Source organism: Halanaerobium congolense, from assembly GCF_004366375.1.
GTDB lineage: Bacteria > Bacillota > Halanaerobiia > Halanaerobiales > Halanaerobiaceae > Halanaerobium > Halanaerobium congolense.
Genome location: NZ_SOEF01000002.1, coordinates 101,323 through 119,501, shown reverse-complemented (window position 1 = coordinate 119,501; position 18,179 = coordinate 101,323). Strand labels below are relative to the sequence as shown.

The window sequence follows — 18,179 nt, the reverse complement described above, 5'->3', positions numbered from 1 at the left end:
AAAAAACTATTATCCTCTTTATTATCAGGCTTACCTAGAATTTAGTTAACTATTTTACTAAAATTTTTAGCTTTAGCTTTTTTTATATGTTATAATATTAGCCGGAGGATGATCAAGCAGTGAAAAAAATACTTAAAATTTTCTTCATCTTTTTTAAAATTGGATCCTTTACCTTTGGCGGTGGTTATGCAATGCTGCCAATTATAAAAAGAGAGCTAGTTGATAATTTAGGCTGGATCAAAGAAAAAGATATATATAATTATTACGCAATAGGTCAAAGCACTCCAGGAATCATCGCTGTTAATACTGCTACGATGACCGGTTACAGCCTGCAGGGAATTAAAGGTGCTCTGGCAGCAACTGCCGGCTTTATTCTTCCCTCTCTTATTATTATAACCCTTATTGCTTCATTTTTTAAGCGTTTTCAGGAAATTAATTTATTTCAACATGCTTTTGCAGCTGTTCAAATTACTGTAGTTGCCTTAATTCTTGATATTGTTATCAAAATGTGGCAGAAATCTGACAAAAGTAAAGTGAGTCTATTTTTATTTTTACTGTCCTTTTTACTGCTCGTAGTTTTCAATATTTCACCGGTCTTTGTTGTTTTAGGAGCTGCAGGATCTGGTATTTTAATTCAGTATTTAAGAGGTAATCTGCAGACTGCTTATCAAAATTATAAAGAAGAAACTAAAGATAGTGATCAATTATGATCTACTTAACCTTATTTTTTGAATTTTTTAAAGTTGGTCTATTTGCCCTTGGGGGTGGTTTAGCTGCTCTCCCCTTTCTGCAGGACCTAATAATTAAATATGGTTGGATGACTGCTGAAGAATTACTGAATATGATTGCAATTTCCGAATCTACCCCAGGTGCAATCGGAATTAATACTGCCACTTTTATCGGCTATAATACTACTGGTATTGCTGGCGGTATTACTGCTACACTTGGGCTGGCTGCTCCTTCTATTATTATAATCATTATAATTGCTCATTATTTTCAAAAGTTTAATGAACATCCTCTTGTGGAATCAGCTTTTAGCGGTATTAGACCAGCTGTTGCTGGTTTAATTGCTTCAGCAGCTTTCGAATTAGCTCAAGGAGGAATTTTTGAATTAAATAAGCTGCAGCTTAATCAAAATTTTAAGGACTTTTTTGATTATAAATCTTTATTATTATTGGTTTTTATTTTTATTGCAATTAGAAAGTTTAAACAACACCCAATAGTTTATATAGTTTTTGCAGCTGTAATAGGGATTATTTTTAAATTTTAAGTTTAAGGTTGGCTAAAAACTTCCTTCAGAAAGAGAATCTGTGATATTAAATAATAAAATAATAGAGTATACTTCTGCTTATTATAGGAATGACAAATTTAAATTTAAATTTGATTTAGAATAATTTACATTTAGGACAAATATGGGGGGATCTATAAAATGAGAATTATTGTAGAAAAGGATTATCAGGCAATGAGTAAAAAAGCTGCTCTAATGGTAGCAAGTCAAATAACATTAAGGCCAAACAGCAACCTGGGTTTGGCTACCGGAGGAACTCCACTTGGAATGTATGATAAATTAATTGAAATGTATAAAAAAGATGAAATTGATTTTAGTGAGGTTCAAAGCTTTAATCTTGATGAATATTGTGGTTTAAAAGATGATCATCCAAATAGTTATCATTATTATATGTATAACAATTTTTTTAATGAAATTAATATAAAAAAAGAAAATGTTCATATTCCTAATGGTAGAGCTGAAGATTTCGAACAGGAGTGTAGAAATTATGAAAGATCAATTAAAAAAGTAAAAGGTATTGATCTCCAAATCCTGGGAATTGGCTCTAATGGACATATAGGTTTTAATGAACCAGCTGAAAGTTTAAATGTGGCAACAGAAGTTGTAAATTTAACTGATGAAACAATTGAAGCCAACAGCAGATATTTTGACAGCATAGATGAGGTGCCTAAAAAAGCTATATCAATGGGAATGGCCACTATTTTAAAAGCTGATAGAATAATTTTATTGGCCAGCGGTGAAAATAAAGCAGAAGCTATCCAAAAAACTGTAAGTGGTAAAATTTCAACTGAGATTCCAGCTTCACTGCTCCAAACTCACCCTGAAATAACAATATTACTTGATCAAGAGGCTGCTTCCTTAATAAGCCAAGATGAGCTATCAGCTGATTGTCACTTCGAAATTTGTGACTAAAAACTCTGGAAATGATTCAATAAAATCAAGATATTTATCCATCTTACTCTGCAGATAATTATAATCATTACCTACTGCGGCCACACCAAGAACTGCAGTCTGGATATAATCTTGGGCATCTACTTCAGCTGCAGAAAATTCAAATTTATTTTTGCTTTTCTGCAGCAAACTTTTTATAATTTTCCTTTTATCTTTCAAAGTTGAAGCTCCAGGTAAATATAATTTAAATTCACAGCTGGCAATTAACATCTTGAACTCTCCTTACTTTAATTATCTTTATTATTTGCTTGATTTTCAGAATTATTTGCTTGATTTTCAGATGCTGGAAAATGCTGAATTTCATCTGACTTATTATTAATAGCAGAATTTTTATGAGCAAAATGAACAGTCTGAGTTGGAAAAGCAAAACTAAGACCTAATTCTTCTATTCTTGCTTTTAATTTAAAATTAATCTGCTGCTGAATTCCCATATATACCTTAAAATCACTATCCTTAACATAATAAACCACCTGGAAAAGTAAACTCGAAGCAGCAAATTCTGCAAAATGAGCACGATCAAATTCTGTTTTGTCTGTCGATTTAATTATCTCTTCCACAATCTCTGGAACCATTTTTAATTTTTCTAATGGAGTATTATAAGTTAAACCAAAACTAAAATTAATCCGCCTCTGCTTCATTCTTTTGTAGTTGTTTATGCGTGAGTTAACGAGATCTGTATTGGAAATAATAAGCTGCTCACCACTTAAACTTCTAATTCTAGTGGTTTTAACCCCAATATGCTCAATCGTTCCTCGATTTTCGCCTGTAATAATAAAATCACCAATATCAAAGGGTTTATCAAAAAATATTGTAAAATAATTAAAAAGATCTGTTAAAACATTTTGAGCAGCAAAGGCAATAGCAACACCACCAATTCCTAGCCCAGTAACCAGGCCTGTAATTTGAATGTTTAGGTTATCTAAAACAAATAAAAATGCAATAATCCAGACAACTATCCTAATCATAAATAAAGAAATATTTAAAACCTTCTGCTGTTCCTCACTCCGCTGTTTTTTGGACCAGTATTTTTTGAGACTGTAAGTTAGAATATCAAGAGCAGCTAAAACTACAAAAATTACAGTTAGAATCATCAAGATTAAGTTGACAAAATTATCTATCTGACTACTTACTTTAAGCTCTTTAAAAGCCAAATAAAAGGCAAATAAATACAAAAGAAAATAAATTCTCTTTTGTATTATATTTTTCAGCAAAACCGAAAATGAATGTGAAAATTTATTAATAAAAATATCCATCCGCTTTAACAAAAACTTATCAAAAAGTTTGATAATTATAACTACTGTCATAATAAATAACAGTGCCAAGAGATAATTCTCAATACTATTATTTAAAAGCATTGTACCAAGACCAAGTTCCTGCATAATTCTACCCCCTACAAATTTTACATTTTTATTTTTATCTAGTATTTTCTTAAGATCTTTTTTTCCTGGACATAAGACTCCTCTCATTTCTTCTACCTTATACTTATATATATTAAAGGTTTTAAAGAAATTTCCTTCTTTTATGTAAATAATCAAAAAAAGAACCCTGATTACAGGTTCTTTGTTTAAAAAATTTATTATATTGTGGATATTGATGGTGGAGGTGGTGGGAGTCGAACCCACGTACTGAATGGCTCACCCAGTAGTTTCTACGAGTGTAGTTCAGCTTTTGGTCTCACAGTAAGCACTCCGCTGAACTGGATTACTTACTGCCAGCCTGTTAAATGTCCCTTCTTCCTACAGACATCAGAAGAAGGTTAGTCTGCTTTTTATGACACCTGAAACGACTCCACAGACAGGACCCGCTCAGGCGTTAACTGCCTACGCGGCAGCTAAAGCGTAATTATTATCGTTTGCAGATAATTTTATATTTCCCAGTGTTTAACGAGTGAAAGGAACTCCTCGACCCGCTTCTAAAAGATTCACCATCCAGGCGAAGCCAGAACACCCCCTGAATAACTTTCCTTTTCAGCATAATTATTATACCCTAAAGGTCAGGAAATGTCAAATTACTTTTAATAATCTCCTTTTTGACTGCGTCTAAATGCTTTTTCCATTTCTCTTTTTGCAGTTTTCTTAGCTATATCTCTTCTTTTGTCATGCTGTTGTTTACCTTTAGCAACAGCTAATTCAACTTTGCAGATATTTTTCTTTAAATAAAGAGTCAAAGGAACCAATGTATAACCTTTTTGAGTTGTATAACCAATTAATTTCCTAATCTCATTCTTATGCAGTAAAAGCTTTCTTTTTCTTTCCGGCTCATGATTATAGCGGTTACCCTCTTTATAAGGACTTATATGCATATTATGCAGATAAACTTCTCCTTTTTCTACTAGAGCAAAGCTATCCTTTAAATTAACTCGATGGTTTCTAATAGATTTGATTTCTGTTCCCTTAAGTTTAATTCCAGCTTCATAAGTCTCTTCTATATAAAAATCATGTCTGGCTTTCTTATTTTTTGCAATAATTTCTATATCATTATCTTTAGCCATGACTATCACATCCTTAATCTCTTTTCCTAGTATTTCTGCTAATCAATTTTTTCTATTAGTTCAAAATCGAGTTCTCGCTTATCTCGATTAACCTTAGTTACTTTAATTCTAACTTCATCACCAATCCTATAAATCTTTTTTGTTCGCTCTCCAATTAAATGATATTTTTCTTCATCATAATGGTAGTAGTCATCACGAAGATTTTTAATGTGAACCAAACCCTCTACAGTATTTTCTAATTCAATGAACATTCCAAAGCCTGTAATTCCACTAATAATACCGTCAAATTCTTCTCCAATCTTATCCTCCATAAACTCAATCTTCTTCAGGTCAACTGAGTCTCTCTCTGCGTCCATTGCTCTTCTCTCCTGAAGTGAGCAGTGATCAGCTATTTTGGGTAGTTCTATATCCAATTCATCCTGACGCTTCTGACTTAAATAACCTTCGGTTATAGTTTCCTTAATTATTCGATGAGCGGTCAGATCAGGATAACGTCTAATTGGAGAGGTAAAATGACTGTAATGAGTAATTCCCAGACTGAAGTGACCCACATTTTTTTCAGAATAAACTGCTTTTTTAAGTGAACGCAGCATCACAGTTTCGATTATTTTCTCTTCTTTTGTTCCCCTTACAGCTTCTAAAATTTCCTGTAAAGCACGGGGGTGAACTCCATTTTTAACTCCTTTAAGTCTGTAACCAAAGTTATGGATAAATTCATTAAACTGCTGCATTCTATCTAAATCAGGTTCCTCATGAACTCGATAAATAAAAGGCATTTCTCGCCATGACATTTCAGCTGCCACAATTCTATTGGCAGCAATCATAAATTCCTCAATTAGCTGTTCTGCCTCTCCGTGGCTTCTTTTCTTTAAATTAATCGGGTGCCCATCTTCATCAAGCTCTACTTTAACCTCAGGAAAATTAAAATCCATACTTCCTTCTGCAAAACGATTTTTGCGCAGTCTTCTGCGAAGTTCATTCATCATTTCAAGTTCTTCTATAAAATCACTGTATTCTTCTTTTTTAGCCTGTTCTTTATTATCCAGAATATCCTGAACTTCACCATATGTCATCCGATGATTGGAATTAATAACTGATTTTGTAATATCGTGGTCTATAATCTCAATTCCATTTTTTCCATGAAATCTGTAGTCTATAAATACAGTCATTGTAAGTCGATCAACCTGTGGATTCAAACTGCAGATACCATTAGATAATTTTTCGGGCAGCATTGGAATTACTCGATCAACTAAATAAATACTAGTTGCACGGGAATAGGCTTCATTATCCAATGGACTATTATCAGTTACATAATGACTAACATCAGCAATATGAACTCCCAATCTATAAACATCACTACCCTGCTTTTCTATAGAAACAGCATCATCAAAATCTTTAGCATCTGGCCCATCAATAGTTACCAGCTTCAAATCTCTTAAATCCACTCGCCCATCATCTTTTTTAACCGTTTTTTCATTGACCTGATCAGGAATATTTTCAATCTGTTTTAAAACCTTATCCGGAAATTCTCCAGGCAAGTCTAATTGACGAATTATTGCCTCAATATCAACACCAGCATCATCTTTATTACCCAAAATTTCTATTATTTCACCTTCTGGATTTCTGTTTTTTTCAGGCCAGCGGGTTATTTTGGCAACAACTTTCTGTCCATTTTGAGCTTGATTTAAAGCCTCAGGTGGAATGAAAATATCATTACAAATTCTTTTATTATCTGGTATTAAAAAACCATAATTTTTATATTTCTCTAAATTACCGACTACTTCTTTATTTACTCTCTCAATTATTTCTGCAACTTCTCCTGCCTGACTTTTACCTCTATCAGAACGAATGGGACGTACAAACACCTTATCATTATGCATGGCACCATTCATATTGGCTGAAGAAATATAAATATCATCTTTCTCTGGATTATCCGGAATTAAAAATGCATTCCCAGAAGCTATTTTTTCAACTCGTCCACCAATTAAATTGAATTTTTCAGGAACTCCATATAAACCCTGAGAATTTTTAAAAATATGACCAGATTTAATTAAATCATCCAGCAGATCAGAAAACATCTGCTGTTGCTCTTTGGCTATCTCAAACTTCTGGAAAATTCCTTCTTTACTTAGCGGACGGTGAACATCTTCTCTCAATCTTTTTAACAATTCACTTCTTGCACTCATTAATAATCATCCCCAATCTTTTTGGTGATTCTGAGCTTAATTTTATCATAATTGGCAGCTATTTGTATTTAATTAAAATTTAAAAATATTATTTAAAGGCCTAATTCATCAGATATACCTTTCATTGCTGATAAAGAAAGATCAACAAATTCTTTTAATTCTAAGTCCATTTCTTTACAGGAAGCAATTACATCTCTGTCTGCACCTTTAGCAAAAGAACTATCTCCATAGCGGTTTAAAACAAATTCTGTATCCAATGATCCCAATTTTTTATCAGGATGAATTAAAGCTGAAGCAACTATTAAACCAGTTAATGGATCTGCTGCATATAAAGCTTTAGCCATTAAAGTCTTTCTAGGCAGCTCGTGCATTCCATTGTGTGCTCTAACCGCATCAACTATTTTAGCTTCCATTCCCATTTTGGACAGCATATCTGCTCCAATTTGGCTGTGCTTTTCCGGCTGATCAGCAGTATCTTCATAATCAATATCATGGAGCAGACCAGCTAAACGCCACTTATGTTCATCTTTATCAAAATAATTTGCTAACTCGGCCATTACTGCTTCAACTGCCAGACAGTGTTTACGTAAATTCTTCTGTTTAATATTTTCCTCCATAAGTTCCAGTGCTTCATTTCTCTGCATAGTGATTCCTCCTTCAGATAATATACTTAATGATATTGAAATATAAAATCCACTTTAAGCTTCCATAAACTTTGCTTTTGCCTTAGCTTTTAAATTACCAGCTTCATCATAAATTTCTGCTTCTGTATAATGAACATTGGCAATTGAACTTTTCTTAGTCCCTTTATATTCGCCAATAATCTTTAGCTTTTTCCCAATTTCTACTGCAGTTCTAAATCTAATATTAAGTTCTGCGGTAAAAGCTTTAATATCTTTAAAACCAATTACATGAGCCATCGCTTCATCTAATAAAGTTGCAATTAGCCCCCCGTGCATTATACCATCATATCCCTGGTGGTTTTCACCTGGAGTGAATTCACCCCTAACTTTATCTGACTCAAATTCCTCAAATTTAAGTCCCAAAGATATTGGGTTTTCTTGACCACAGGCAAAACACATTTTGTCATCTGCTTCAGTCACTCTATCACATCCTTCTAGAAGAAAACCCTCCAAGTAGTATAAACTACAAGGAGGGTAATTAATCCTTTACTACTATATATAATTTTACATGAATAACGGAGCAAATACAAGTGAAACAATAGTCATCAATTTGATTAAAATATTTAAGGATGGACCAGATGTATCCTTAAATGGATCTCCTACTGTATCACCAACAACTGAAGCAGCATGAGTATCTGTACCCTTACCACCAAAAGCCCCTGATTCAATATATTTTTTAGCATTATCCCAGGCTCCACCTGCATTAGCCATCATAATAGCTAAGAGCACACCTGAAGAAAGGGCTCCACCTAAAAGACCACCAAGTGCCTGTACATCCCAGAGCCCTACAACTACTGGTACAATTACAGCTAAAAGTCCTGGTAAAATCATTTCTTTTAAAGCGGCTGTTGTTGAAATATCAACACATTTTCTGTGATCAGGTTTCTGAGTTCCCTCCATAATACCTGGCATTTCTTTAAACTGTCTTCGAACTTCTTCGATCATTTCTCCTGCGGCCTTACCTACAGCCTCCATTGTAATCGCGGAGAATAGGAAAGGAAGCATAGCTCCCAGGAAGAGTCCAATAATAACCTGAGGATTTGTTAGAGAAATAGACTCTAAACCAACTGCTTGTGAGAAAGCTGCAAATAATGATAAAGCTGTTAAAGCAGCTGAACCAATTGCAAAACCTTTACCCATCGCAGCTGTTGTATTACCAACAGAGTCTAATTTATCTGTAATATCTCTTACTGAAGAATCAAGCTCTGCCATCTCGGCAATACCTCCAGCATTATCAGCGATAGGACCATATGCATCTACTGATAAAGTAATACCTGTAGTAGAAAGCATTCCTACCGCAGCCATTGCAATACCATAAAGTCCGGCAAAATTATAAGACAGATAAATTGCTGCAGTAATAACTAAAATCGGCAGGGCTGTACTTCTCATACCAACAGATAAACCACTAATTATGTTAGTTGCTGTACCAGTCTGTGACTGACGAGCTATATGTTTTACAGGGCCATAATGTTCAGAAGTATAGTACTCAGTAATTCTACCAATTAAAGTTCCTGCGATTAAACCGGCTATAATTGCTATAAATATTCCAATTTCTCCAGTCAGTGAAGTTACCAGAAAATAAGCACCAACAATTGTGATTCCAGCAGCACTTAAAGTTCCTCTTTCTAAAGCCTTAGCAGGGTTTCCACCCTCTTTAGCTTTAACAAAACGAGTACCAATTATAGAAGCAATAATTCCTAAAGCAGCAATTAACATCGGCAGTAAAACATGATCCACACTTAAAGCAACTCCTAAAGTCATAGCAGCTACAATTGAACCAACATATGATTCAAATAAGTCGGCTCCCATTCCTGCAACATCACCAACATTATCACCAACATTATCAGCAATAACAGCAGGATTACGCGGATCATCTTCCGGGATCCCAGCTTCTACCTTACCAACTAAATCAGCACCAACATCAGCAGCTTTAGTATAAATACCACCACCAACACGAGCAAATAAAGCAATAGAACTGGCTCCAAAAGCAAATCCTCTAATAAATTCTACATTGTGAGAAAAGAACATATATAAAATTCCAAGACCTAAAGTTCCTAAACCTACAACAGACATTCCCATTACAGTACCACCAGAGAATGCAACTTTTAAAGCAGCATTTAATCCTGTTTTAGCTGCCTGAGTTGTTCTTGCATTTGATTGTGTTGCAATCTGCATTCCGATAAATCCAGCTAAAGCAGAGAAAAATGCACCCAAAACAAATGAAGCTGCATACTGCCAACCTAGACTCGGTACAAGGGCCATAATCACAGCTACTACTGCTACAAACACACTTAACATTTTGTATTCGCGGCCTAAGAAAGCCATAGCTCCCTCATTGATTGCATCTGATAACTCTGCCATTCTATCTGTTCCCATACTTTCTTTTTTAACTTTTCCAGCAAGTATAAAAGCAAAAATTAATGCAATTATTCCTGCTAGCGGTGTATAAAAATTCATGCACCAACCTCCTTATTAATTAATATTTTTAATTTCTTATAAATACTGACATTTGTCAGCACCTTTATTTTAGCTTATTTTATAAAAATTGATAAAAATCCCCTATGATACTAGATGAAACACTTTTATTAAATGATTCTTTAATTAATTATTACTTAAATATGAAGTTTAAAATATAGCTAAGATTAAAGAATTGATCATAAATAAAATTGCAGCAGCAGTTGTTGCTTTACTGATTTTATCTTCCATCTTTTTCCCCGACTTACCAAAAAAAGTTGTAGCACCACCATCAATGGCTCCTGATAAACCAGCACTTTTACCTGACTGCAGTAAAACCCCTACAATTACTCCAATCGCTATAATAAAATGTAAAATCTTTAGTACAAACATTTTAATCTCACCTCCAAATAGTTAAGTAAAATATTGCTAAATATACATAATTCAACACAACTTTAATTTTAACACATAAAGTTCAAAAATACAATATTATATAGCAAAAATAAGAATCAAAAGTTTTACCCTGCTTACAAATTTAATAAATCAGAAATTATATTTTTTTAGATGCTTCATTTCTATTTATTTTGTAAATTTCTGCAATAATTATTTCTTTTAAAAAAGACCCGGCAGAAATAACTCTACCCGGCCTCTTTTATCTTTCATTTATAATTTGATTTTACTTGATGCTAAAAAATGCTTCTTTACCTGCATACTGAGCTGCATCGCCTAAGCTCTCTTCAATTCTCAGCAGCTGATTATACTTAGCAACACGCTCAGAACGAGCCGGTGCACCAGTTTTAATCTGACCAGTATTCATTGCTACAACAAGATCAGAAATTGTTACGTCTTCTGTTTCACCGGAACGGTGAGATACAACAGAAGTAAAGCCTGCTCTTGTAGCCATATTAATAGTATCTAAAGTCTCAGTTAAGGAACCAATCTGATTAACCTTAATTAAGATAGAATTACTGCTTTTCTCTTCAATACCTCTGCTTAATCTCTCTACATTTGTAACATAAAGGTCATCTCCAACAATCTGTAGACGGTCACCAAGTCTTTCAGTCATCTCAGCAAAGCCTTTCCAGTCATCTTCAGCAAGACCATCTTCTATTGAAATAATTGGATATTTATCAATTAATTCTGCGTAAAATTCAATCATTTCTTCAGAAGTTTTTTCTACACCTTCACCTGCAAGTACATATTTACCATCTTTATAAAACTCTGTTGCAGCAGGGTCAAGTGCAATATAAAAATCTTCTCCAGCTTCATAACCAGCTTTTTCAATCGCTTCAACAATTACCTGTAGAGCTTCTTCGTTGGATCCTAAATCAGGTGCAAAACCACCTTCATCACCAACACCAGTACCTAAACCTTTTTCCTGAAGCACTTTTTTCAGGTTGTGATATACTTCAGAACCCATCTGCAGTGCTTCACGGAAGCTAACTGCACCAACAGGCATAATCATAAACTCCTGTAAATCTACATTGTTATCAGCATGCTCTCCACCATTTAAAATGTTCATCATTGGAACAGGTAGAGTTTTAGCATTCATTCCACCAATGTAATTATAAAGCTGAGTTCCAGTAGCATTTGCTGCTGCTTTAGCAGCTGCCATTGATACACCCAGGATTGCATTAGCACCTAATTTACCTTTATTATTTGTTCCATCAAGCTCACGCATCAGATTATCAATTTCAATCTGTTCTCTAACATCTAAGCCAACAACTTCAGGTGCAATTATTTCATTTACATTTTCTACAGCTTTAAGTACACCTTTACCCAGATAGCGGTCACCACCATCTCTTAACTCAACTGCTTCGTACTGACCAGTGGAAGCTCCAGATGGAACAGCTGCTCTTCCATAAGTACCGTCTTCAAGAATCACTTCCACCTCTACAGTTGGATTACCGCGTGAATCTAAAATTTCTCTTGCATAAACATCTACAATTGTTGTGTTTAACATTATTAATTAACCTCCTTATAATTTTACAGTAAATCTTTTTTTAGTTATATTTCAGCAGAAACAGTAAAAACTGCTTCTGCTTATTAATATATTCAGTTTCTGATTATATTAAATTTTAAATAAGCTGACTGACACAATATTACCTGTTATCTATAATTAGTGAGTCTCCTGTCATTTTATCTGGCTTTTCAATTCCCAAAATTTCTAACATTGTTGGTGCTAAATCAGCTAATTTACCAGAAGCTATACCTTTATCTTTTGGACCACCTACATAATAGAGGGGAACAATGTTAGCAGTATGAGCTGTAAATGGAGATCCATCTTCTTCTTTCATTTTTTCTCCATTACCATGGTCAGCTGTGATTAAGGCCTGTCCACCTTTATCTAAAATAGCAGGGACTATCTTAGATAGACATTCATCAACAGTTTCCACAGCCTTTATAGCTGCATCCATAAAGCCAGTATGACCAACCATATCGATATTAGCATAATTTAGAATAATCACATCATATTCTTCAGCCTCAATTTTTTCTAGGAGCTTATCTGTTACCTCATAAGCACTCATCTCCGGCTGCATCTCATAAGTTGCAACCTGTGGTGAAGGAATTAAAATTCGATCTTCACCTTGATTAGGCTCTTCAACTCCTCCATTAAAGAAGAAAGTTACATGGGCATATTTTTCAGTTTCAGCTATTCGAAGCTGTTTTAAACCTTCACGGCTTAAAACTTCACCAAGTCCATCTTCAATTTCTACCGGCTCAAAGGCAACAGGTAGATCAAATTCTTCATCATACTCTGTCATAGTAACATAGTATAAATCTTTTGGATGTTCTGGTTCACGCTCAAAGGCATCAAAGCCGTCAATAGTTAAAGCCTGAGTAATCTGACGAGCTCTATCAGCTCTGAAATTAAAGAAAATCACAGAATCATGATCATTCATTGGTCCTACAGGTTCACCATCTTCTGTAATAACTGTTGGAACCACAAATTCATCTTCTACATCTTCTGCATACGAAGCTTCTACAGCTTCTACAGCATCTTCAGCCTTATTACCCTCACCTAAAACTAACATATCATAGGCTTTTTTGGTTCTTTCCCAGCGGTTATCGCGGTCCATTGTATAATAACGTCCGCTGACAGTAGCAATTTTGCCGGTTCCAACTTTATCCAATTCTTCCTGGAGTTCTTTTAGGTAACCCGTTCCACTGGAAGGTGGAGTATCTCTTCCATCTAAGATAGGATGGATATAGACCTTCTCTAAATCAGCCCGGTCAGCCATTTCAATTAAACCAAAGAGATGTTTGATGTGGCTGTGTACACCACCATCAGATAAAAGCCCAATTAAATGCAGAGCACCATCATTATCTTTAGCATGGTCTACTGCTTTTTTTAGAGCTTCATTTTCCAGTAAGTGTTTTTCTTCCACAGCTTTATTTATCCTTGTAAAATCTTGATAAACTATGCGGCCGGCACCAATATTTAAGTGGCCAACCTCAGAGTTACCCATCTGTCCTTCAGGCAGTCCAACAGCCTCCCCGGAAGGTTTTAAGATTGAATGGGGATACTCTTTATTTAATTTATCTAAGAAAGGAGTATCTGCCTGATAGACAGCATTCCCTTCTGCATTTTCATTTATACCCAGCCCATCTGCAATAATTAGGGCCAGTGGTTTCGGTCTTGCCATAATAATCCTCCTTATAATCTAACTTATTTACTTATAGATTTCGGCAGTTTTTAAAATAATTTCAGAGAAGGAATCTGCTTCTAAGCTGGCTCCACCAACTAAAGCACCATCTATCTCTGACTGTGCCATAATTTCTTCTACATTATGTGGTTTTACACTACCACCATATTGAATTCTAATCTTATCAGCAGCCTTAGGAAATTCTTTTCTAATGTTATTTCTAATAATTCCGATTACACGATTAGCTTCCTCGGCAGAAGCGGTCTCTCCTGTACCAATTGCCCAGATTGGTTCATAAGCAATTACTACATCTTCAACCTCTTCTTCACTTAATCCTGCTAAAGCAGAATCAACCTGAAAATTAACTTTTGCCTCTATTTGATCAGCTTTTCTTTCTTCTAAAGTTTCTCCAACACAGACAATTGGCTTCACACCATGTGACAGTGCAGATAAAACTTTTTTATTTACTTCATAATCGCTTTCACCAAAAATTTCTCTTCTTTCAGAGTGGCCAACAATAGTATATTCGATATTGCTGTCAGCCAACATCTTAGCAGAAATTTCTCCAGTATAAGCACCTGCATCTTTCCAGTAAATATTTTCAGCACCTGTAACAAGATCACTACCCTCAGCAGCCTTTTTAACTGTTGTTAAACAGAGAGCAGTAGGACAGATACCCATTTCTACATTATCTACAGCTTTAACTTTATCTTTCAAAGCAGTAATCATAGCTTCAGCTTCTTCAACATTTTTATTCATTTTCCAATTTCCACAAATAAATGGTTTACGCATTTTAATATTCCCCCTCAAATTTTGCTTAAAAAGCAATTATCTTGATTCGACTACATTTACTCAACATCGTCTAATGCAGCAACACCCGGAAGTTCTTTACCTTCAAAGAACATCAGGGAAGCTCCACCACCAGTAGAAATATGGCTCATCTTATCAGCTACTCCAGCCTGATTAATAGCAGCAGCAGAATCTCCACCACCAATTACAGAGTGGGCATCTGATTCGGCTAAGGCCTTTGCTAATTCAACAGTACCGTGGGCAAATTTCTCCATCTCAAATACTCCTAATGGTCCATTCCAGATAACTGTTTTAGCATTTTTAATAATTTCTTTATAATTTTCCAAGCTCTGAGGACCACCACAATCAAGAACCTGCCAGCCCGCAGGAATTTCATCTGCAGCTACAGTTTGAGTATTTGCATCATTGGAGAAATCATCAGCAATTACCACATCAATTGGGAGTACAATCTCTACACCCTTTTCTTCAGCTTCAGCCATTAATTCTTTAGCTAGCTCAACTTTGTCCGCTTCTACCAAAGAATCTCCAACTTCATAACCCTTAGCAAGTAAGAATGTATTTGCAATTCCACCGGCAACAATTAACTTATCTACTTTATTGATTAAATTTTTGATTACATCTATTTTATCAGAAACCTTAGCTCCACCCATAATTGCCACAAAGGGACTTTCAGGATTTTCCATTACTTCACCTAAGGCATTTAACTCTCTCTGCATTAAAAAGCCTGCAGCAGCTGGTAAGTATTCGGTAACTCCAACTGTTGTTGCATGGGCTCTATGAGCAGCACCAAAAGCATCATTTACATATAAATCAGCAAGTGAAGCTAATTCTTTTGCAAATTCTGGATCATTTGCCTTTTCACCAGCGTGGAAGCGGCTGTTTTCTAAGACTAAAACCTCTCCATTTTCTAAATTATCAGCAGCTTTTTTAACTTCTTCACCAATGCAGTCATCAGCCTTTTTAACTTCTCTGTTTAATAAATTAGCCAGTGCTTTGGCTACTGGGTCCATTCTTAAATCATCTTTAGGCTCTCCACCCGGACGGCCTAAGTGAGAAATGAGTAATACTTTTGCCTCTTCTTTTATTAGATACTCGATTGTTGGTAAAGCAGCTTTAATTCTGGTTTTATCTCCAACAACTCCATCTTTTAGAGGAACATTAAAGTCAACTCTAACTAAGACTTTCTTGCCTTTAAAATCCATATCTTTCAGTGTTTTTTTCATTTTTTATACCTCCATTATTAATTAGCAGTTACTAATTTGATCTGACAAGTATTAAAAACATTACTAAAAATTAAGCAAAAAAATTTGTTGAGATTAAAATTTCAGGGGCAGGCCTAAGCCCGTCCCTGAAATTAATTTATCTATTAATTACAGCTTTAATGTTAAGTCTACAACTCTATTTGTGTAACTTAACTCATTATCATACCAGGAGATAACTTTAACCATATTGCCATTAACTACCATAGTAGATTGAGCGTCAATTTTAGAAGATTCGAACTGTCCCATGATATCTCTGGAAACTAATTCTTCTTCAGTGTAACCTAAGATACCCTTCATTTCGCCTTCTGCTTTCTTTTTAAACATTGCATTTACTTCTTCAACAGTTACATCCTGTTCTAAAGTAAATACTCCGTCAACACAGGAACCATCAGGTACAGGAACTCTCATGGCCATACCATCAATTTTACCCTCTAATTCAGGCAGTACTTTTGTTGTTGCAATAGCAGCACCTGTAGTTGTAGGGATGATGTTTTCAGCAGCTGTTCTACCTCTTCTAATTTTACTAGCTGGCATATCTAAGATAGCCTGACTTGTTGTATAACCGTGAATTGTTGTGATTAGACCTTTTTCAATTCCAAACTCATCATTTAATGCTTTAGCTAAAGGCGCTAGACAGTTTGTTGTACAAGAGGCATTGGAAACGATTAAATCATCATCAGAAAGATCATCGTCATTAACGCCAAGCACAATAGTATTGTCAATTTTGTCTTTAGCAGGAACTGTTAAAATAACTTTTTTCGCACCAGCTTCGATATGATTCATTAACTGATCTTTTTTACGGAATACACCAGTTGATTCAATTACAACATCAATATCGTTTTCAGCCCAGGGAAGCTCTGCAGGATCTTTAACAGCGGTAACCTTAATTTTCTTACCATTAACTACTAAATCACCATCTTTAACTTCTACAGTACCATCAAAACGACCGTGTACAGAATCATACTTAAGTAAGTAAGCTAAGTTTTCAACATTCACTAAATCATTAATTGCTACAATTTCAATTTTATCAGTGTTTCTACCTTCCACTAATCTTAAGTACCCTCTACCAATACGTCCAAATCCATTAATTGCTACTCTTTTTGTCATTATTTTATTCCTCCTTATAATATGATGAATCACTTACAAATTAATTTACTAAACAAAGATTTTAAAAAAGTTTTGAAAGTTTAAGCACTAACTTGCTGAATGCTGATTTCAATCTACCAGCCTATCTTCGGCCTCACCCCCCTTAAGAGAGATAATTTTTCGGGCTGTAATTTCATCAGTGATTAAAATATCCTGATATTTAGAAGAAACTGCAGAAATAATAGCTTCTGCTTTATTTTCTCCTCCTGCAATAACAATTACTTTATTAATTGATTCCAGATCATCTAAATTTAAGCCAACACTTGTTGTAGAGTAGATAATTTCACCTTTTGAGTTGAAATAAAAGCCAAAAGCTTCTCCAACCGCACCAGCCTGAAGAAGATCTTTAATTTCTGCATCTTTCATACCTCTTCGAGCGGCCATATCAGCAGCAGTTCCTACTCCATGAATTAAAATATTAGCTTTTTTTAAAATTTCTAAAGTTTTTTTAATAGTTGGTTCTTTTGTAATATGATAAATATTTTCTTCAGCCACATTGTCCGGAATATGAAGAAGATGATAAGTGCCTCCAAGTTTTTTAGCAATTTTAGCAGCAATAGTATTGGCCTGTATTTCAACATCTTCACTTAAGCCACCTCTGCCAGGAACTACAGTTACATCTTTTGGTTCAGCACTATATGTCATTTCAGAAGCCACCCTGGCCAATGTTGTTCCACCAGTTACAGCTAAAATATCGCCATCTTTAATTTCATGCTTTAAAAGCTGTGAAGCCATCCGACCAATTTCAGCTCTTAAATCTCCTACAGGAACAGCCCCATTGACCAGTTTTACTTTTTCAATGCCCAGAATCTTTTCTAATTTATTTTCTAAACAACTAATATCCCTTAATTCTTTAATATACTCATCTAATTCTACCAGAAATTCTTCTCCAATTCTAGTAATTTGAGTACCAGCGGGACTAATAGTTATAAGAGATTTTTTTTCAAAGAATTCTAGATCATTACGGATTGTTCTTTCACTTAATCCTAATATCCTGGCTAGAGCTCTTCTGCCAATTGGCTGATTATAATAAATACCACGTAAAATATTATATCTTTGTTGAGCTGTCTTTACAATTTCAGGTACAATTTTTTGCTGAATTTTAAACAATTTATTCATGTTTAACCTCCACGCTGGAACGTTTTTGTCCAAATGGAACAAAATTGTCCCGATACAGCCAAAAACAAAGCTGATATTTAAATCAGCAACAAGTTTATATTTATTTTTTAACTTCCAAATACATTATATCATCTTTTCAGAT

The 18,179-nt window shown here is 34.7% G+C and carries 17 protein-coding genes and 1 other RNA gene; 3 read left to right on the top strand and 15 right to left on the bottom strand.

Annotation, left to right across the window (positions count from 1 at the left end; all coding sequences use genetic code 11):
* The first annotated feature begins 119 nt into the window (after positions 1-119).
* From C7954_RS01405 to nagB, 3 genes are all read left to right on the top strand, one after another.
* Positions 120-710 carry a chromate transporter gene (locus tag C7954_RS01405; protein WP_073159643.1) on the top strand — a complete coding sequence of 197 codons (591 nt, stop codon included), beginning with the start codon at positions 120-122 and terminating at the stop codon, positions 708-710.
* A complete protein-coding gene (locus tag C7954_RS01400; protein ID WP_073159641.1) occupies positions 707-1,270 on the top strand; it encodes a chromate transporter in 564 nt (187 codons plus the stop codon). Before C7954_RS01405 ends, C7954_RS01400 begins: the two co-directional genes overlap by 4 nt.
* Positions 1,271-1,429: 159 nt before the next feature.
* Positions 1,430-2,200: a glucosamine-6-phosphate deaminase gene (gene nagB, locus C7954_RS01395; RefSeq protein ID WP_133505735.1), complete on the top strand. Its 771-nt coding sequence runs from the start codon at positions 1,430-1,432 to the stop codon at positions 2,198-2,200.
* Here nagB and C7954_RS01390 read toward each other — a convergent pair.
* The 15 genes from C7954_RS01390 to C7954_RS01320 form a co-directional block, all read right to left on the bottom strand.
* Complete coding sequence (locus C7954_RS01390) at positions 2,168-2,449, bottom strand: DUF503 domain-containing protein (RefSeq protein WP_073159637.1); 282 nt, start codon at positions 2,447-2,449, stop codon at positions 2,168-2,170. The genes nagB and C7954_RS01390 overlap by 33 nt on opposite strands.
* A gap of 17 nt (positions 2,450-2,466) precedes the next feature.
* Positions 2,467-3,618 (bottom strand): mechanosensitive ion channel family protein, encoded by a 1,152-nt coding sequence (locus C7954_RS01385; protein WP_133505740.1) that lies wholly within the window; start codon positions 3,616-3,618, stop codon positions 2,467-2,469.
* Positions 3,619-3,833: 215 nt separating this feature from the next.
* Positions 3,834-4,190, bottom strand: a transfer-messenger RNA (tmRNA) gene (gene ssrA / locus C7954_RS01380).
* Between the two features lie 63 nt (positions 4,191-4,253).
* A complete protein-coding gene (smpB, locus tag C7954_RS01375; protein ID WP_073159635.1) occupies positions 4,254-4,730 on the bottom strand; it encodes an SsrA-binding protein SmpB in 477 nt (158 codons plus the stop codon).
* 38 nt (positions 4,731-4,768) lie between these two features.
* Positions 4,769-6,916 carry a ribonuclease R gene (gene rnr, locus C7954_RS01370; RefSeq protein ID WP_073159633.1) on the bottom strand — a complete coding sequence of 716 codons (2,148 nt, stop codon included), beginning with the start codon at positions 6,914-6,916 and terminating at the stop codon, positions 4,769-4,771.
* Positions 6,917-7,008: 92 nt separating this feature from the next.
* Positions 7,009-7,560 (bottom strand): HDIG domain-containing metalloprotein, encoded by a 552-nt coding sequence (locus tag C7954_RS01365; RefSeq protein WP_089655197.1) that lies wholly within the window; start codon positions 7,558-7,560, stop codon positions 7,009-7,011.
* A gap of 54 nt (positions 7,561-7,614) precedes the next feature.
* Complete coding sequence (locus tag C7954_RS01360; protein WP_110300991.1) at positions 7,615-8,019, bottom strand: PaaI family thioesterase; 405 nt, start codon at positions 8,017-8,019, stop codon at positions 7,615-7,617.
* An 84-nt stretch (positions 8,020-8,103) separates the two neighbouring features.
* A complete protein-coding gene (locus tag C7954_RS01355) occupies positions 8,104-10,056 on the bottom strand; it encodes a sodium-translocating pyrophosphatase (RefSeq protein WP_073159629.1) in 1,953 nt (650 codons plus the stop codon).
* A 168-nt stretch (positions 10,057-10,224) separates the two neighbouring features.
* Entirely contained in the window at positions 10,225-10,446 is a 222-nt protein-coding gene (secG, locus tag C7954_RS01350) for a preprotein translocase subunit SecG (protein WP_134058541.1), read from the bottom strand.
* Positions 10,447-10,729: 283 nt separating this feature from the next.
* Complete coding sequence (gene eno, locus C7954_RS01345; protein ID WP_134058538.1) at positions 10,730-12,016, bottom strand: phosphopyruvate hydratase; 1,287 nt, start codon at positions 12,014-12,016, stop codon at positions 10,730-10,732.
* 139 nt (positions 12,017-12,155) lie between these two features.
* Positions 12,156-13,700, bottom strand: coding sequence for a 2,3-bisphosphoglycerate-independent phosphoglycerate mutase (gpmI, locus tag C7954_RS01340; protein WP_073159622.1), 1,545 nt, complete (start codon positions 13,698-13,700; stop codon positions 12,156-12,158).
* 27 nt (positions 13,701-13,727) lie between these two features.
* Positions 13,728-14,492 (bottom strand): triose-phosphate isomerase, encoded by a 765-nt coding sequence (tpiA, locus tag C7954_RS01335; protein WP_073159620.1) that lies wholly within the window; start codon positions 14,490-14,492, stop codon positions 13,728-13,730.
* Positions 14,493-14,548: 56 nt separating this feature from the next.
* The gene (locus C7954_RS01330) at positions 14,549-15,733 is read right to left on the bottom strand and encodes a phosphoglycerate kinase (protein ID WP_089655194.1); all 1,185 of its coding nucleotides are present in this window, start codon (positions 15,731-15,733) and stop codon (positions 14,549-14,551) included.
* Between the two features lie 147 nt (positions 15,734-15,880).
* A complete protein-coding gene (gap, locus tag C7954_RS01325; RefSeq protein WP_089655193.1) occupies positions 15,881-16,879 on the bottom strand; it encodes a type I glyceraldehyde-3-phosphate dehydrogenase in 999 nt (332 codons plus the stop codon).
* A 108-nt stretch (positions 16,880-16,987) separates the two neighbouring features.
* Positions 16,988-18,037, bottom strand: a complete 1,050-nt coding sequence (locus C7954_RS01320; protein ID WP_134058535.1) for a sugar-binding transcriptional regulator — start codon at positions 18,035-18,037, stop codon at positions 16,988-16,990.
* Positions 18,038-18,179 lie beyond the last annotated feature (142 nt).

Excerpts from the sequence above, each read along its gene's own strand:
- C7954_RS01400 (WP_073159641.1), top strand. The coding sequence starts at position 707 with ATGATCTACTTAACCTTATTTTTTGAATTTTTTAAAGTTGGTCTATTT.
- nagB (WP_133505735.1), top strand. The coding sequence starts at position 1,430 with ATGAGAATTATTGTAGAAAAGGATTATCAGGCAATGAGTAAAAAAGCT.
- C7954_RS01390 (WP_073159637.1), bottom strand. The coding sequence starts at position 2,449 with ATGTTAATTGCCAGCTGTGAATTTAAATTATATTTACCTGGAGCTTCA.
- C7954_RS01385 (WP_133505740.1), bottom strand. The coding sequence starts at position 3,618 with ATGCAGGAACTTGGTCTTGGTACAATGCTTTTAAATAATAGTATTGAG.
- smpB (WP_073159635.1), bottom strand. The coding sequence starts at position 4,730 with ATGGCTAAAGATAATGATATAGAAATTATTGCAAAAAATAAGAAAGCC.
- rnr (WP_073159633.1), bottom strand. The coding sequence starts at position 6,916 with ATGAGTGCAAGAAGTGAATTGTTAAAAAGATTGAGAGAAGATGTTCAC.
- C7954_RS01365 (WP_089655197.1), bottom strand. The coding sequence starts at position 7,560 with ATGCAGAGAAATGAAGCACTGGAACTTATGGAGGAAAATATTAAACAG.
- C7954_RS01355 (WP_073159629.1), bottom strand. The coding sequence starts at position 10,056 with ATGAATTTTTATACACCGCTAGCAGGAATAATTGCATTAATTTTTGCT.
- secG (WP_134058541.1), bottom strand. The coding sequence starts at position 10,446 with ATGTTTGTACTAAAGATTTTACATTTTATTATAGCGATTGGAGTAATT.
- eno (WP_134058538.1), bottom strand. The coding sequence starts at position 12,016 with ATGTTAAACACAACAATTGTAGATGTTTATGCAAGAGAAATTTTAGAT.
- gpmI (WP_073159622.1), bottom strand. The coding sequence starts at position 13,700 with ATGGCAAGACCGAAACCACTGGCCCTAATTATTGCAGATGGGCTGGGT.
- tpiA (WP_073159620.1), bottom strand. The coding sequence starts at position 14,492 with ATGCGTAAACCATTTATTTGTGGAAATTGGAAAATGAATAAAAATGTT.
- C7954_RS01330 (WP_089655194.1), bottom strand. The coding sequence starts at position 15,733 with ATGAAAAAAACACTGAAAGATATGGATTTTAAAGGCAAGAAAGTCTTA.
- gap (WP_089655193.1), bottom strand. The coding sequence starts at position 16,879 with ATGACAAAAAGAGTAGCAATTAATGGATTTGGACGTATTGGTAGAGGG.
- C7954_RS01320 (WP_134058535.1), bottom strand. The coding sequence starts at position 18,037 with ATGAATAAATTGTTTAAAATTCAGCAAAAAATTGTACCTGAAATTGTA.